9 protein-coding genes and 3 pseudogenes are annotated in these 14878 nt (G+C 63.2%); 6 read left to right on the forward strand and 6 right to left on the reverse strand.

What is annotated here, in order from left to right:
• Nucleotides 1-47: 47 nt before the first annotated feature.
• A pseudogene (locus tag M446_RS34960) lies at nucleotides 48-1265 on the forward strand (transposase); the annotation flags it as partial.
• Nucleotides 1266-1298: 33 nt separating this feature from the next.
• Here M446_RS34960 and istB read toward each other — a convergent pair.
• The 5 genes from istB to M446_RS34975 form a co-directional block, all read right to left on the reverse strand.
• Nucleotides 1299-2174 (reverse strand): IS21-like element ISMtsp8 family helper ATPase IstB, encoded by an 876-nt coding sequence (gene istB / locus M446_RS07085; RefSeq protein ID WP_012290057.1) that lies wholly within the window; start codon nucleotides 2172-2174, stop codon nucleotides 1299-1301.
• Nucleotides 2171-3454 carry an IS21-like element ISMtsp8 family transposase gene (gene istA, locus M446_RS07090; protein ID WP_012290058.1) on the reverse strand — a complete coding sequence of 428 codons (1284 nt, stop codon included), beginning with the start codon at nucleotides 3452-3454 and terminating at the stop codon, nucleotides 2171-2173. The genes istB and istA overlap by 4 nt, the downstream gene beginning before the upstream one ends.
• Nucleotides 3455-3813: 359 nt before the next feature.
• Nucleotides 3814-5022, reverse strand: a complete 1209-nt coding sequence (locus M446_RS34965; protein ID WP_168169141.1) for a glycoside hydrolase family 5 protein — start codon at nucleotides 5020-5022, stop codon at nucleotides 3814-3816.
• A 456-nt stretch (nucleotides 5023-5478) separates the two neighbouring features.
• Nucleotides 5479-7149 carry a cellulase family glycosylhydrolase gene (locus tag M446_RS34970; protein WP_012331428.1) on the reverse strand — a complete coding sequence of 557 codons (1671 nt, stop codon included), beginning with the start codon at nucleotides 7147-7149 and terminating at the stop codon, nucleotides 5479-5481.
• Between the two features lie 89 nt (nucleotides 7150-7238).
• Nucleotides 7239-8870: an NAD(P)-binding domain-containing protein gene (locus M446_RS34975; RefSeq protein ID WP_012331429.1), complete on the reverse strand. Its 1632-nt coding sequence runs from the start codon at nucleotides 8868-8870 to the stop codon at nucleotides 7239-7241.
• Nucleotides 8871-9554: 684 nt separating this feature from the next.
• Between M446_RS34975 and M446_RS07105 the strand changes: the two are divergent.
• The 5 genes and pseudogenes from M446_RS07105 to M446_RS38795 form a co-directional block, all read left to right on the forward strand.
• Nucleotides 9555-10049, forward strand: a pseudogene (locus M446_RS07105) (helix-turn-helix domain-containing protein); the annotation flags it as partial.
• 181 nt (nucleotides 10050-10230) lie between these two features.
• Nucleotides 10231-11349, forward strand: coding sequence for a DegT/DnrJ/EryC1/StrS family aminotransferase (locus tag M446_RS07110; RefSeq protein WP_012331431.1), 1119 nt, complete (start codon nucleotides 10231-10233; stop codon nucleotides 11347-11349).
• A 197-nt stretch (nucleotides 11350-11546) separates the two neighbouring features.
• Complete coding sequence (locus M446_RS07115) at nucleotides 11547-12881, forward strand: lipopolysaccharide biosynthesis protein (RefSeq protein WP_012331432.1); 1335 nt, start codon at nucleotides 11547-11549, stop codon at nucleotides 12879-12881.
• Between the two features lie 833 nt (nucleotides 12882-13714).
• Nucleotides 13715-14080: a transposase family protein gene (locus tag M446_RS39650; protein WP_415926903.1), complete on the forward strand. Its 366-nt coding sequence runs from the start codon at nucleotides 13715-13717 to the stop codon at nucleotides 14078-14080.
• A pseudogene (locus M446_RS38795) lies at nucleotides 13969-14295 on the forward strand (hypothetical protein); the annotation flags it as partial. The gene M446_RS39650 and the pseudogene M446_RS38795, both read left to right, overlap by 112 nt.
• Here M446_RS38795 and M446_RS07120 read toward each other — a convergent pair.
• A complete protein-coding gene (locus tag M446_RS07120) occupies nucleotides 14195-14818 on the reverse strand; it encodes a pyridoxamine 5'-phosphate oxidase family protein (protein ID WP_012331433.1) in 624 nt (207 codons plus the stop codon). The pseudogene M446_RS38795 and the gene M446_RS07120 sit on opposite strands and share 101 nt — an antisense overlap.
• Between the last annotated feature and the right edge of the window lie 60 nt (nucleotides 14819-14878).

The following is a 14878-nucleotide window of genomic DNA, read 5'->3' on the forward strand; positions in this document are numbered from 1 at the left end:
CCGGACGCCCAAGCCGCACTGAAGCACGGCTCGTCGTCAGGTACAGGAAATACCTGCTGTGTCTGGAACTGACTGACGTCGGCTTCGACCACACTGTCCTGAGCGAGTTCCGCACGCGCCTTCTCGCGCACGGGGCGGAAAGCCGCCTCCTCGACGCAACTCTCAAACTGGCGCGAGAGCGCGGACTGCTGAAGGGCGGCGGACGCCAGCGCAGCGACTCCACGCACGTCCTCGGGGCGATGCGCACCATGAGCCGGCTCGAAGTCGTCGGCGAGACATTGCGCTACACACTGAACGCGCTGGCGACGGTGGCGCCCGACTGGCTGCGCGCGTGCACGACCCCGACATGGGCCGAACGGTACGAGCTCCGAGCGAGCGAGTTTCGGCTGCCCAAGAGCCAGACTGGGCGCCGGGCGTGGGCGGTGCAGACCGGCGTCGATGGCTTCACGTTGCTGGCTCTCGCCACAGCGGACGGCGCGCCGCCGGTTGTGCGGGACGCCGCGGCCCTCGAGACCCTGCGGCGCGTCTGGGTGCAGAACTTCCTCGTCGAGCACGGGCCGGAGGGCGCCCGCGTCGAGTGGCGGACGAATGATCAGGTGCCAACGTCGGGTCGCTACATCGGCTCGCCCTACGACGTGGAGGCGCGCTACGCGAGCAAGGGCGCGACGGTGTGGAGCGGCTACAAGGTGCACCTGACCGAGACGTGCGACGAGGGCACCCCGAACCTGATCACCAACGTCGAGACGACGACCGCCGCGGTATCGGACGACGCCACGACTTCGACCATCCATGCGGCGCTCGCTGCACGGGGCCTGCTGCCCAAGACCCACATCGCCGACACCGGCTTTGTGAATGCGGCGCTGTTCGTCGACGCCCAGGAACGCTACGGGGTCGACCTGGTCGGCCCGACGCGCGGCGACCGGCAGTGGCAGGCGCAGGCCGGCGCTGGGTTCGCCGCACGGGACTTCGCCATCGACTTCGTTGAGCAGCGGGCAACGTGTCCAGCCGGCAAGCGAAGCCAGAGCTGGACGCCGGCGCTCGCCCGCGGCACGACGCCGGTGATCAAGATCAAGTTCGCGGTCAGCGACTGCCGAGCGTGCCCGCTCCGGCCGCAGTGCACACGCGCGAGCACGGCACGCCGGGCGATCACGATCCGCCCCGAGGCGCAACACGAGGCGTTGCGCGTCGGGCGGGCGCGGGAGCAGACCGCGGACTTCGCAGCCGAATACGTGTCAACGGGCTTCGAACCTTCCGCAATTTCGGGCGCGCAATTTTCCTCAGATCGGCGGGCTCGGCGGTCAGGCGATGCCGAGGTGAGCACCTCCATTCTTGGGCGGGCGTCCGCGCCGACGCGGAGGCGGGGCGAGCGGCGGAGCCTGCAGGGCTGCCTTCGAGCGGATGTGCTCGGGCATGAGCGCGGTGTGCTGGCGCAGCCGGTAGCTTGAGCCCTCGATCTGCACCACCACGGCGTGGTGAAGCAACCGGTCCAGCAGCGCGGTCGCCACCACCGGATCGCCGAACACCTCCCCCCACTCTGCAAAGCCGCGGTTCGAGGTCAGGACCATCGCGCCCCGCTCGTAGCGCGCGTTGACGAGCTGGAAGAACAGGTTGCCCCCGCCCGGCACCACCGGCAGGTAGCCGATCTCGTCCACGATCAGCAGCGCCGGCCGGCAGAAGTAGCGGATCTTCTCGCGCAACGTTCCTTCCCGCTCGGCCCGCGCCAGCGTTCCCACAAGGTCGGCCAGGGTGGTGAAGTACACGCTGCGGCCCGCCTTCACCGCCTCGACCCCGAGGGCCACCGCCAAGTGGCTCTTGCCGGTGCCGGGCGGGCCGAGGAAGTGCAGCACCTCGCAGCGGTCCACGAAGCCCAGCTCGGCCAGGGCCAGGATGCGGGTGCGGTCGAGCGAGGGCTGGAAGGCGAAGTCGAAGCCCGACAGCGTCTTGACCGTCGAGAGCCGCGCCATCACCAGCGCGGTCTTCACCCGCCGGCTCTCGCGTAGGCTCAGCTCCTCGCTCAGCAGGGCATCGACCGCCTCCAGCGCGCTGAGTTCGCCGCGCTCCAGCCGCCGCACGGTGGTGTCGACGATCTCCAGGGCGCGCGGCATCTTCAGCCCTACCAGCGTGGCCTTGATCCGCTCGACCAGTGGGGGGATCAGCTCGCCAGTTCCGCTCATGCCGCGTCTCCCCGGTCGGTCCTGGGCACGCCGGCTCCCGCGAGTTGGCGGGCTACGGCGTCGTAGATGGCCAGCGGGCGACGCGCGACCTGGTCGCCGGCGCGCCTGACGACCACCGGCTCGGCAGGGTCTCGTGGCTCGGGCGGGGGAGATCGCGGCCGCCGATGGGCTGGATCGACCTGCGTCAGCCCACGCCCTTCCAGGGGCAGGTGGCAGGCAACGAGCTCACCCGCCTCGTAGATGCGGATCTGATCGGCCAGCACGTGCACCTCCAGGGCGCGGCGGCGGGTGGTGTCGGGCACGCTGTAGAGATTGCCCGCCACCGAGACGAAGCCCTCGTGGGTGACGCGCCGCTCCAGGCTGAGCACGGCTTCGTAGGGCACGGGCGGCAGCGCCCGCAGCTGGCTGCGCTCCTCCGCGAAGGCGTCGGCGACGATCCGCTTGGTCGTGGCGTGCCGGCGGGCGTTGGCCACGGTGTCGAGCCAGTGCCGCAGCTGGTCGTTCAGGTCGTCGAGGTTGCGGAACGAGCGGGCGAGGAAGAAGTCCTCGCGCAGGTAGCGGAACGGGCGCTCGACCTTGCCCTTGGTCTTGGCCCGGTAGGGACGGCAGGCGCGCGGCAGGAACCCGTAGTGGCGCGCGAGATCGAGAAGGCTGCGGTTATAGATGACCAAGCCGTCGGGATCCTCGCCGATCACGGCGGTCTTCATGCGGTCGTAGAGGATCTCGCGCGGGGCGCCTCCAAGGGCCTGGAAGGCGGCGATGTGGCAGCGCAGGACCGTCTGCAGATCCTGGTGGACGACGAAGCGGGCCCAGAGATAGCGCGAGTGGCCCAGCACCATCGCGAACAGCCAGACGATGCGGGTCACGCCCGGCTCGTCGGCGAAGACGACCTCGAAGCGGGCGAGGTCGACCTGGGCCTGCTCGCCCGGCGGGGTCTCGAAGCGGCGCTCGATAGGCAGAGGAGCTGAGGGGCGAAGCAGGGCCACGGCTCGCTTCACGGCGGTGTAGGCCCCTGCGAAGCCGCGCTCCTTCAACTCGCGCCAGAGACGGACGGCCGTAAGCTGCGGGTAGGCGGCCAGGCGCTCGCGCAGGTAGGGCAGGAAGGCGTCGGTGGCCCGCGCGCGGGGGGATCGCGGTCCGTAGACGGGCGGCTCGAGGCCGCGGGCGATGTACTTGGCGACGGTCTTGCGGTCGAGGCCGAGCTGGCGGGCGATGGCGGTGACCGAGAGGCCCTGCCGGTGGAGGTCCAGGATCGTCATGAGTTCCCCGAGGCTGACCACCGCGCCGCTCCCTCCCGCCACGGGGACCAGCTTCGGTGAGACGGCCGCCGCGCGGGCATCCCGCCTCAAACAGGAGGCTCAGGGGCGGCCGGGAGGGTGGGGAAAATTGCAGGCCCACAAGTGAGGAGGATCCAACGCCCGCTCACAGCAGGTTCAACCGCTCGCGCGAATGCGATCTTCCCGCCAGTCCCGCGCCCCCGGCGTTAAGCTGCCGGCAGATCCGCGCGGGCCACCTGACCAGGCTCGTGGCATGTTGCGTCCAGCGCCAGTCGGCGGGCCAACGCGAAACTCGATCGAACTTCACTGATTTTACAATGCGCAGACTACACCGGGCGGTACAATCCGCAATATGTTGCTGGTTATGGCGTATTTTGCAGAAATTTTTGCAGTATCATTCGATAAATGTTCGTTTCGACTCTCACTTTCGACTGATCGGCCGTCTCAAAGCCTTGCGGCTTTGCGTCCTTGTATGGAAAGCGCCGAAACCAACTTTCTGGAAGTTCCAGGTCCCAGCCCTGGTACTCACGCCAGGCGTGATAACTCCACGACCATTTCTCAGCCTCAAATATTGACATGGCGTCAGAAACGTATCTCTCCGCCGAACAGCCCGGAGCCCAACGGACTGCGCTGAATTCCCCAATGTATATATTGACGTCATGCCGTTTCGCGAAATCCTTCACTGGGGCAAGAAGAGCGAACAGATCTGACTTGTTCCAAATTCCTGGATAGGAATAAGGCATCTTGTACGAGTATAAACCTTGATGTGTGAGCTGGTGCGGCTGGTACACATGCGCACTGTACACAATATTGCTGAACGGTATGAGCCGATGCACCGCAGAGAACCCAAACGGCAATCCGCCCGGCGAGGGCTCAAATACGACTACCCGCTTGGGATCTATCTCGCGAATGGCCGCAACTATCTTCGTCGCAAAATTCAGCCACTCCTCCTGGCCGCCGTCGTCCCAGGGACGTTTGGTGATCGGCTCATTGATGAGGTCGTACGCGGCAATCGCGGGACTGTGCTCGTAGCGCTTCGCTATCTGTCGCCAAGCATCAACGATGCTATCCTTCAAAGACGAATTATCCCAAAACTCCTGAGCAAATTGGTTGGGTAACGGCTCGAAAGTAACAACAACTTTGAATTTGTGATTCAAGGCAAACGTGACCAATCGGTCCAACTCAACCAGTTGCTGCGCGTCCACGACGTACTCATCGGATTTCACGGCCCGATGCAAATTGAGAAACTTTCTCACAACATTTGCGCCGGTGCCCGCCAGATCGTATAAGTCCGTGTCAGAGAGACGGCCGACGCCGAATCCCCGTACGGTTCCAGACCCGAACTTCGCGGCGTCCCACATTTGACCGGCACGCCTCAGTTCATACTCCCTGCCGTCAGCCTGGCCCGGTGGACTGTTTGCAAAGCTGTGCTGGTCAGTCCGATCGCCGCAGAGCCAACCGGCGATGAGAACGACGAACGCAGCAACGGACCTCGCCCTTCTCGTTCGAGAAGCAACGAACCGGCCGCCGCTATATTGCGCGTCGCGCTTGCCGGCGCTCGCTCCGTACATGTTTATCCCATTACCACGGAAGCGCATCGACAAGCTCGCGCAAGCCGAGAGATCGCATGTGCAGTGATATTGTTTCGCGCGATGTCCCAGGAGTCAATCCCGGAGAGATATCGTCGCTGTGAGAATTTGGTTGTTCCTGCATCTCGTGTGCGGCGAGCGCGATGACGGAATCAGGTGATTGCTCTTGTCGTGGTGCGCGACATGCCGGGGATGGTCTTGGCTCGCGCGGTGATCTCTTGGCTCGCGCGCTGATCCAGTCGGCTCAAGGTTCACCACGTATTGTAACGCGGTGAAGGAGGGGCGACGTTCCGCGGATCTTGCCACCGCTGCCGCCGATTGCCGTTGCCCGGTCACGTCAGAATGCAGCCGACCGGCTCGCAGCGGACGTTGCAGGTAAGGTGGCCCTTCGAACCAGCTGCGCTCCGCGGCGCCCGGACCGGTAGCACGGCCAAGTCGTCACAACTCCATGAAAGTAAATTCTTGCGACCCGCTCGAAAACAGCGTGAGTCGGCTACCTGGAATTCCAGTCCCGTTGTAGGTCGCTCCGTTGAGATACAGATTTCGGTCGGCTGCCGGCGTGCCGCCGTAATTGTCATTCAGAAAGTCAATGCTAACTTTATGGACGCCGGCGCTCCAGTCACCATTTATTAGCAGTACATCAGACTGCCCGGTGCCGTGCGAAGCTGTAGCTGTCATTTTGCCACCGATCTGCTGGCCATCAACGGCGATCGTGTACTGAGCACTGCCCAGCCAGGCATCTTCGGAAATCTCAAGAAGCAAGGTGTCATCACCAGGCCTGATGTCGGTGTAAGACGCTGCTGAGACGGTCGGGAATGGAACCTCCTCGCGGTGTTCTTCCTCGCGGTGTTCTTGGAGGATATCAATTTGCGGCTGATCGTATCCGGTCACGGGAACGCTATCGTAACTGGCGTAATTAATGTAGAGATTGCGATCTACGGTCGACGCACCACCATAAAGATCGTTCAGAAAATTGACGGTCACCGCGTGCTGCCCGATACCCCAATCGCCAACAAACGAGAATGTCTCGCTCTGCAAGCTCGAGTGAGACGCGTGTGCGGTTAGAATGCCACCCATCTGCACACCGTCGACTGACACGCTGAACACTGCATCGCCCTGATATTCATCTTCAGAGATATCCAGTGTGAGTATATTGCGCTGGCCCAGCGCTGACGAGTCATTTACCATGAACGTGAAGCTGCCATTCTCGGCCAACATATGTGCGGCTGGGTTCGGCGGCTCGACGGAGTAAAATGGGTGGGGCAGCTGCGGACCGGCGACCCAGTACGTACCGCCCTGCCAAACATGTGCGTGCTGCTCCATGTAGGAAAGCGCATTGTCAAGCGCCGCCAGACTCGTCTGATCTGTTCCAACACCGAACTCGCCAAGGAACAGCTGCGCGTTGTTCGCCTCCGCCCACGCGGTGACGGCCGCGAGGCGCTCGGACCCAATCGTCGCAGAGATCGCGCCAGGTTCCGTGCCCCAGCTGTTCGTGTCGAAATACATGTGGACTTCGAAAGCAAAATTGTGTAATGGGTCATTCACTCCTGTCCCAACTACGGTGGCGTTGTCCGTAGAACTCCAGGACAGTGCGCTGTCACCGTAGGCGCCCGGAACCAGGATCTCCTGCGTCGCACCAGCGCTCCGGATTGCCTGAATCGCTGAATTCACGGACCGGATCCAGTCTGATGCTGGCTGAGCTTGCGGCTCATTCATAAGTCCAAATATAATCCCTGAGTTTGACACGTAACGCTTCGCGATCCTGCCCCAAAAATCAGCCAAGGTGCTGTCCGTTGTGATGGGCCCGCCCACGGGGTAGCCATAGCCGAACCCGAAATTGTGAAGGTCGAAGACGACGGAAATCCCTTTGGATGTCGCATAGCTGACGAGGTCATCGATATGTGCCATCTCCGCCTCGTCCAGGGCGCCGAACGGGACGTGTTGAAGGCGTTCCCAGAAAACAGGCAGTCGTATGACATTCATTCCTTTTGAGGATATATAGTCGATATCCCACCGAGTCGGGTAAACGTAGTCCACGCCTGCCACTCCGGGCAGACGGCCGGTGTCGCCGCTGGTGACATTGACACCGAGGAGCTGCATTGCAGCCATGATACCTCTCCACGCATCGCAAAAATCTCTGACGCGGGCCTCAGATATCTGGAACGGACAACTAACTACAGCAATTCCGCGGCCGGCATTCAGGTTGTGCTGGTTGTAGGAAGAGCAGATCCACTTTGGCCCCCGCCGGCAGCCTCGATTGACGTGACTCCTGGCTCGTTCCAGCGCTGCAGGGATTGAGACGAATGGGGGGCGCTCCCGACGCAGCATGGCAGCTCGTATGTGCCATGGTCGTTCGCTTCCGCCCCGCCATCGTTTAAGCTGTCTCCGGGCGAGATTGCCTCGGGGCGATCAGAACGGTCAGTGCCGAGGTATGGCCTTGCGTCGAGGTGGCTCTGCCTCGGCCTACGATCCGGAGAGGACCGAACAGCGGAACTGTCCGGGTCGCGAGCGAGGGTGGGCGCGGCACCACCGGGGGCGATCCTCGCCGCGAGGCGGCCCGAGGCGATGACGTCCGTCAGCCTCGGATGGGTCGGACCGGGTGACGTCGTCGCCCGCGCGGTGGCACCAACGGCGAAGTTACGTTCCAAGCCGCGGAACGCGCCAGTGAGGCGACGCGCGGTGAATTCAGTTCCACAGACGAAGCGCAGCAACGGCCCGAAGGTCACAGCTGCGGGTGTTCCGACGATAAACAGTCCTGGCACACTCGTTTCGAAACGAGCGGAGAGCACGGGAGATCCCTCCAGGCAGCGGATTTCAGAACGCAGGCATGAATCAAGGTAGTTGAGGCGATCGAGGCTCACGCGATAACCTGTTGCTGCGATGACGTGGTCAGCTTCGATGAGCTGGCGCTCAGCGTTCGCGACGACCGTCAGCTGGACACAGTTGCGCTCAGCTCGGACCTGCTCGACCCGGGCGCCGCTGATCACGCGGACATGCGCATCGATGATTTCCTTGACGGACCAGGCCGGTGTTGGACCAAGGTGACGACGGACGAGATCGATGCGCAGGCGGGAGGGCAGCTGCCTGAACAGCAGCGGGGCGTACGAGCACAGGAATTTTTTCCATCCCGGGCCCAACGGTGTAGGAGGCGCGCGCAACCAATCGAAGCGGCGCTGCGCACGAGGCGGATAGAAGCGCAGCGAGTTGCGTCGAGCGATGATGGTGGCGCGCGCTCCAGCTCGGTGCAGGCTCGCGGCGACATCCACGGCGGAAGCTCCGCCGCCAATCACGGCGACGTGTCGACCCGCGAAGTGTGTTAGGTTCGCGGCGTCGCAGCTGTGGCTTACGAGGCCTTCCGGCAGAGTGGCGAACTCGGGTGGAAGATGGGCGAAAGGCTGAAGGCCCGTCGCCAGGACGATGTGGGTGGCGAACAACGGCCGCGAATCGGCGAGCGTGATGTCAAATCCGGAGCTGGCGCGCCTGACACTGCGGACGGTCACCTGTTCGAGATGAGGAACGAGACGTTCGTGGAAAGCCTCGCCGTACGCGGCGAAAACCTCGACCGGCACGCTCCATTCGTGATCGTCGTAGTAAATACCTTGTTCCCGGCAGTAAGCCGAAAGCGAGTAGGCGCGGCCCGGGTCCGACAAGTTGGAGGCGAGGCCATGAGACTTCAGCAACATGCCTGTTGGCATACCGCTTCGCCACGTGCTCATCGGCGCGCCGAAGATGCGATGTGGGATCCTGGCCTCGGTCAGATGAGCAGATATCGAAAGGCCATACGGCCCGGCGCCGACGATCACGACTGAGGAATCGCGCTCTACGGGCATACGTCCTGCTCCCGCGGCTTGCCTTCAGGCACTCAAGCCAGCTGCATTCGCATGCATTACGCATGATAATTATGCAAAAAGCTGGCTTCAGGAGCCCGGTTCTCGCTTGAGACTCCACACCGAAACTTGGTTACAGATTTCTCCTGCGCCATGCCATCGGGCTAAGATCTCCGCGGAGGCAGCCACGCCGACCCGGCTCGACCCGTCACGAGATGAACTGCAAGTGCGCTGGTTGAAGGTCTTGAAGTCGCACGCAACGGTGTTACGCCGCGGATGCCCAATGGACAAAAGCTGGCCGGTCCTGGCAGCAGGCATTGGTTCGTGGCAGGGCGTCGACGTCCCTACGCCCCGCGTCGGAGAGTCCTCACGACCGATCAGCAATCATGCGGCCCTCCTCCGGTCAGGAAAAGTGCGCGCATCAGCTCGTCGAGTCTCACATATTCGAAAGGCACCCACTGACATTTATAGACCCCGTACCTGCTCTGTGCAAGCGCCTTTCATATTTCGCCGGTGGTGCGAGTGCGGAGCTCCCGATTGTGTTTGGTTTCTTACAAATATTCCGTTCGATCGCTTACAAGACAGCGACCCAGCGGGTTGTTTTCGAAATGGACCTACCGAGCGGATGAGGTGTATGATCCCGCAGTGTGGTGGTACGGTTGACTACCATGCTGCAAGGGATTCGCTATGGGCCAAGCTCTCCACGGCCGCGCCCGCACGACGGAGGCGGTCCGTCGCGCAATCCAGCTACGTCAAGAGAGTGTGAGAGCGGCGGCCAAGCGCTACGGCGTCAGCCCGACGACAGTGCAGAAGTGGCGCGCTCGGCAGACGACGGCGGACGCCGCCATGGGCCCCAAGGCGCCGCGCTCCACCGTCCTCACGCCAGAGGAAGAGGCCATCGTCGTCGCCTTCCGGCGGCATACTCTGTTGCCGCTGGACGACTGCCTCCACGGGCTGCAGCCGACTATCCCACACCTGACCCGTAGCAGCCTGCACCGATGTCTGGGGCGCCACGGCATCAGCCGCCTACCAGACGTGGAAGGCGGCAAGCCCAAGAAGAAGCGCTTTGCCGATTCCGCCATCGGCTACTTCCACATCGATATCGCCGAAGTTAGGACCGAAGAAGGCAAGCTCTACCTCGTCGTCGCCATCGACCGAACGTCGAAGCTGGCCTTTGCCAAGCGAGCAGGGCCATTCAGTTCTGCCGTAGCAGGCTGGACGTGAGCGGCGGCAGGGCAACGTAGCGGCTGTATGGAGGCGACCTTCCAGCTTCGTGAGGTCGCCCTGTGCCGTTCGCCTTCCCGCTTGCCGCCCTCGCCGAAGCGCCCGTCGGGCCAATCTCGTTACAGCCCTGAGGACAGGAATGCCAGGTTGGATTCACACCGCACCTGAGCCGACTTTGCGATCGGCTCTCTCGATCGCCCGCAAGGGCCGCCTGCGACTCGACGTGCAGGCCGCTCAGCCCTGGATGCGTTTTGGAGACAAGCCCATCTGGTTATCACGCAGTTCCTGGGGAATGGCGGCGCTGGTCGACGCGCTTACCGAAGCGAACGAACGCCCGGTCACCGCTTGGCTGCCGGAATACTTCTGCGATCAAGCGCTTTGGCCGATGCGCCAGCGCCAAGTGGAATTGCGGTTCTATCCGGTAGACTCCTGGGCTCGTCCGGAATGGAACCGCATCGACATCGCAGGCCCGGGACCGAAGCTTTTCTTTCTGGTTCATTTTTTTGGACATCCCTCAGACGGTGAGCAGGCGCGGTCTGTCTGCGACGCCACGGGAGCCCTTCTGGTCGAAGACGCGGCCCACGCCCTCGGCCCCGCGAAAGGCATTGGCGAGGTCGGCGACTTCGTCTTCTACAGTCCCTGGAAGTTTTTCGAGGCGCCGAACGGCGCAATCTTTGTGATCCGCCCCCGCGCCGTCGGGTGGGCCGCTGCGATCCAGAGGAGTGTCGACAAGCTGGGGTCCGCGCATTCGCCTGGTCTGGGCTGGGCAAAAGACATCGCCATGCGAAAAGTCGCGCACGTTGATCCCAAAGGGTTCTGCCGAGGACGTCCGGGCGATTTCTTCCTCGATGTGAGCTCGCGGCCGATGCCGTCGCGTCCGAAGGCTTCGCCTATCGCAAGCATGACGCTTCCGTGTGTCAACATGCTGGAAGCGCGCCGCATGCGGCAGGAAAACGACGCAGCGATCAGGGACTTTTTCAAAGGCCGTCCAGGGTGGCAGCCGCTGATTGCGACGCCGGCGCCAGGGCCTCTCCGATCGGTCTTCCGACTCGACTCACCGGAGCGGGCGTCCGCTGCGTACGATGCGCTCCGCGCCGTCGGGGTCCGCGCAGAGGGCTGGACCGCCTTGCCACCCGAAGTGGTCGACCCCACCTCGCAGGCGAGGCTGTTGCGGCGCACACTCCTGAATATCCCCTGCCATCAGGGCCTGAAGACGTTAGGCTTAATCGAGGCTTTGAGGAGGGCCAAGCTCGACTGAGTGCGAACCAACGCTGAAACATCCGACGGGGACGGAAATGGCGACGGCGTGATCTGGCCTCCTTTGCGCATACACACGCCGCTAAGTTATCACTGCCCGCAGCCTTTATTTGTTTTCTCTTCGTCGTCGTTTTTGCCGTCCAGCAGCAGGACAGCCTTTTCCGATCAAAATCGGTTCGAGAATCGAGGTTTTCTTCTATGTCCAAGAGCACTAAGGAAGGCGGGACGACGGAGAGGCGTGGCAAAACCCTGCCAGATCGTGTGCCGCGTGCCTACGCTCTGACGGCCTTGGGCGAGGGCGCACAGAGCGCATTTCATTTCATTTTGAATATTGCGCTTATTCGAGCCCTCTCCGCGTATAACTACGGCGTGTTCGCAATCATATTCACAGTCGGTGCTATTGCGATCACCGGCATCAATGCCGTGTTCGCGGTTCCGGTGACCGTCTTCCTCCCGCGCGCCAGACGCAACGCCGCGATTTCCCTCGAGGTCACAATGGGATCGCTGGCCCTTCTGGCCTCCACGGTGATTGCGGCGGCGGTTGCGGTCGGCGCCGGATTCTCCATACACGATATGGAAGCCGCCGCACTTGCAGGTTGCCTCGTCGGCCTTTGGCCGCTCCGCGTATATACCAAGGCTGCTAATTTTGCCCGGTTCGGCCAACACGCCGCCCTGAGCGGGGTCGTCTCGGACGTATCCTACGCGGCGGTGGGTCTCGGCTCGCTGGCTTTTTTGTATCAGTTGCATGGAGAGAAACTAACCCTTGCAATAACTCTGGCTTTGGTTTGCGCCGCGAATGGCGTCGGCATCGTCATCAATCTGGTCGGACGCCGCAAGAGAATCCGTGTGCGTCTTCATAGGCGCACTTTCGCCCGCTTCTTGAAACTGTGGCCGCATGTCCGCTGGTCGCTTGCTGGAATTGCTGCTTCGACTGTCATACAACAAGGACAGATGACGTTCGTGACCATGCTGGCCGGGCCGGCCGCGTTCGCGCCATTGGCGGCCGGTTTCGTGTTGATGAGCCCCATACGCACCTTCGGTATGGCCATCGCCAATGTCATGAGGCCCGAGCTGTCGCGGTCCAACGCGCTTGGCGAACACAGATCCGCCGGTAAGTTATTAGCCAAGGCCGTCGGCATTTTGGTTTTCGTGTTCATGGCGTACGGCTTTGCTCTTTTCTTTGGCTGGCAGACGCTGCGCTCGCTCCTGTTCGAGCGGCGCTTTCCCGACCAGGCCATGGGTCTGATCGTGACATTGGCCTGGCTCACGACTTCCGTGTCGAACGTCAATTTGTTCATGCAAACTGGCACGCAGGCCAAGTCAAGATTTGTCGACGCGGCCTGGCCGGCAATCGTCGGCGGGACAATCATTGTCATTTTCGTTCCCCTGCTGGTTCTCACGTTGGGGCCGCCGCTTTCCACGCTTGGTGTACTTGTCGCGGAAATCGTGACCGTCGGCCTTTTGGTCGGCCTGCACGCCAGAGATCGAAGCATTTGGCGTCCCAATGCGATCGATGAAAGCCGGCCTGCGTGATCGATCAAACGTGATCCGCATTTTCGCCGGGGCGATCACTGGATCCTGCGTTGTTTTTGTGCTACTATTCTCGGGAAGGCTGGCGGCATCTGTGTTAGGGATGGCTGCTGGCGAGCTCGTCACATTAGTTTTCCTATGGATCCGTCACGTCCGATTTGCAGAACATAACAGAAGCCATTCATGGAAGCGGCTCCAGGCAAGGCGGGATTGACAACCTGTGCGGAATATTGGTTCTCAGTATAACACTTGACGTAGCAGGATGGGCTCGTTGGAAGTACCCGGCACTCGGACCTTGGCGTTAGTTGTCAGCCGAGATTTGCAGGACTGCAGGCTCGCGAGCCATACTCCAAGAGGAGCCACTCCAGCAGCTCCTCGGCGGCATTCCGGTGGGGGCTGACGTGATCGCATGCGCCGACCGCATTGGCCAGCATGGGTGACCCGACCAGTATGCTCCGCTGGCGCATCATTCCGCCTCCCGCGGTTGGGCCGTTGGGCTACATGGTCTGCCAATTTACGACGATAGTGAACGCGCGATGAAATTGCTGGATAAAATCTTGGAGTGGCTCGCCTACCGCCCTGAGTACCGTCCCAGGGCAAAGCGCTCGTTGTCCAAACACGACCTTAAGGTTCGATCGCCCGGTTCGGACTCCGAGAAGGGGAGCTCCAAAGCGTCTCGTCGATCAAAGGCCTAGCTGTCCGGGTAAGTGTCTCGACGGCGCGGCGTTTGGGTATGGGATCGTCCCGTTTCCGTGGCTCTTGCTCGCTTTGCGTGGACGGCGGTGGATTGACTCGGCCCGGTGATGGCCTGCCCCGCCCACCCCATCGTGGGTGGCATGCCCATCCCCTTCGCCATCCCCGAATGCCGCTTCGAGCGCGTCGTCGAACGCCACCGGGACCGCCTCGTCATCCCGGTGCGCCTGAACGCGGCGAGCCGGCGCGGCCCGGATTGCGGCCGTACCAGCCGGTCCGTCCACAGCCGCTGCCATCGCCGTCCCGCCGACCTGCCGCTGCCGGCATCCCGGACGGCTCTGCGCATCGAGGTGAGACGGTTCTGCTGCCTCGACCCAGCCTGCCACCGCCCCCAGCGATCGCGACGGTCGCCTCAGGCCTGGACCGAGACGGCGCGGCGGTCCGGGCTGCCCCGATCGAGCCGTGGAGCAGCGGACAGGCCGAGGGCCAGATCACTCGGCTCAAGCTGATCAAGCGTCAGAGCTACGGACGAGCGGGTCTGGATCTCCTCAAACGCCGCATGATCCTCGCCGCCTCATCCACGCAAAGTGAGCAACAGCCACGGAAACGGGGCAATCCCACATTCAGCCGGCTGTCTGAGGCGCCCGTGCGCCCAGGCGCGCCTCAAGCTCGGCGATGCGCGCGTGCAACGGTGCCACGGCGGCCTCGATCTCGGCGGCGGTGAAGCGCGGGGTGATGTGCTGCGGGCAGTTCCAGTCGAACGCCTCGACCGCGACGGTGACCAGACCCTCCACCCGCGCCCGATAGCCCGGAACCGCGAGCCGCTCCGCCAGGTCCGGGCGCTCATCGGGCTCGTGGGCGCGCAGGTGCCCGAGCAGCTTCAGACGCCGCCGATGGGGGTAGTCCATGAAGAACAGCGACACCCGGTCATCGGCAGCGGTGTTGCCGGCCGAAACGTACTGGCGGTTGCCCGCGAACTCCGCCCAGCCGATCGTCCGCGCGTCGAGCCGGCGCACGAACCCGGCCGGCCCACCGCGGTGCTGAACGTAGGGCCAGCCGGTCTCAGAGACGCTGGCGAGGTAGAAGCTGTCGCGCTCGGCGATGAAGGCGGCTTCCAAGTCGGTGAGCACGTCCGCCTCGGCCCGCGCGCCGCCGGCCGCCGACGCGTAGGCTGCGCGCGAACCGCGGCGGGTTTGCTCCGCCTGCACGGACGGGGTGAAGGCGAGATCGAAGAAGCGGCGTCTCATGATCGTCTCCTGAGGAGACGGCCGGGACTGCGCGGCCCCGGGCCGGACATGGATAGGGGG

The organism is Methylobacterium sp. 4-46 (genome assembly GCF_000019365.1).
In the GTDB taxonomy this organism is placed as follows: domain Bacteria; phylum Pseudomonadota; class Alphaproteobacteria; order Rhizobiales; family Beijerinckiaceae; genus Methylobacterium.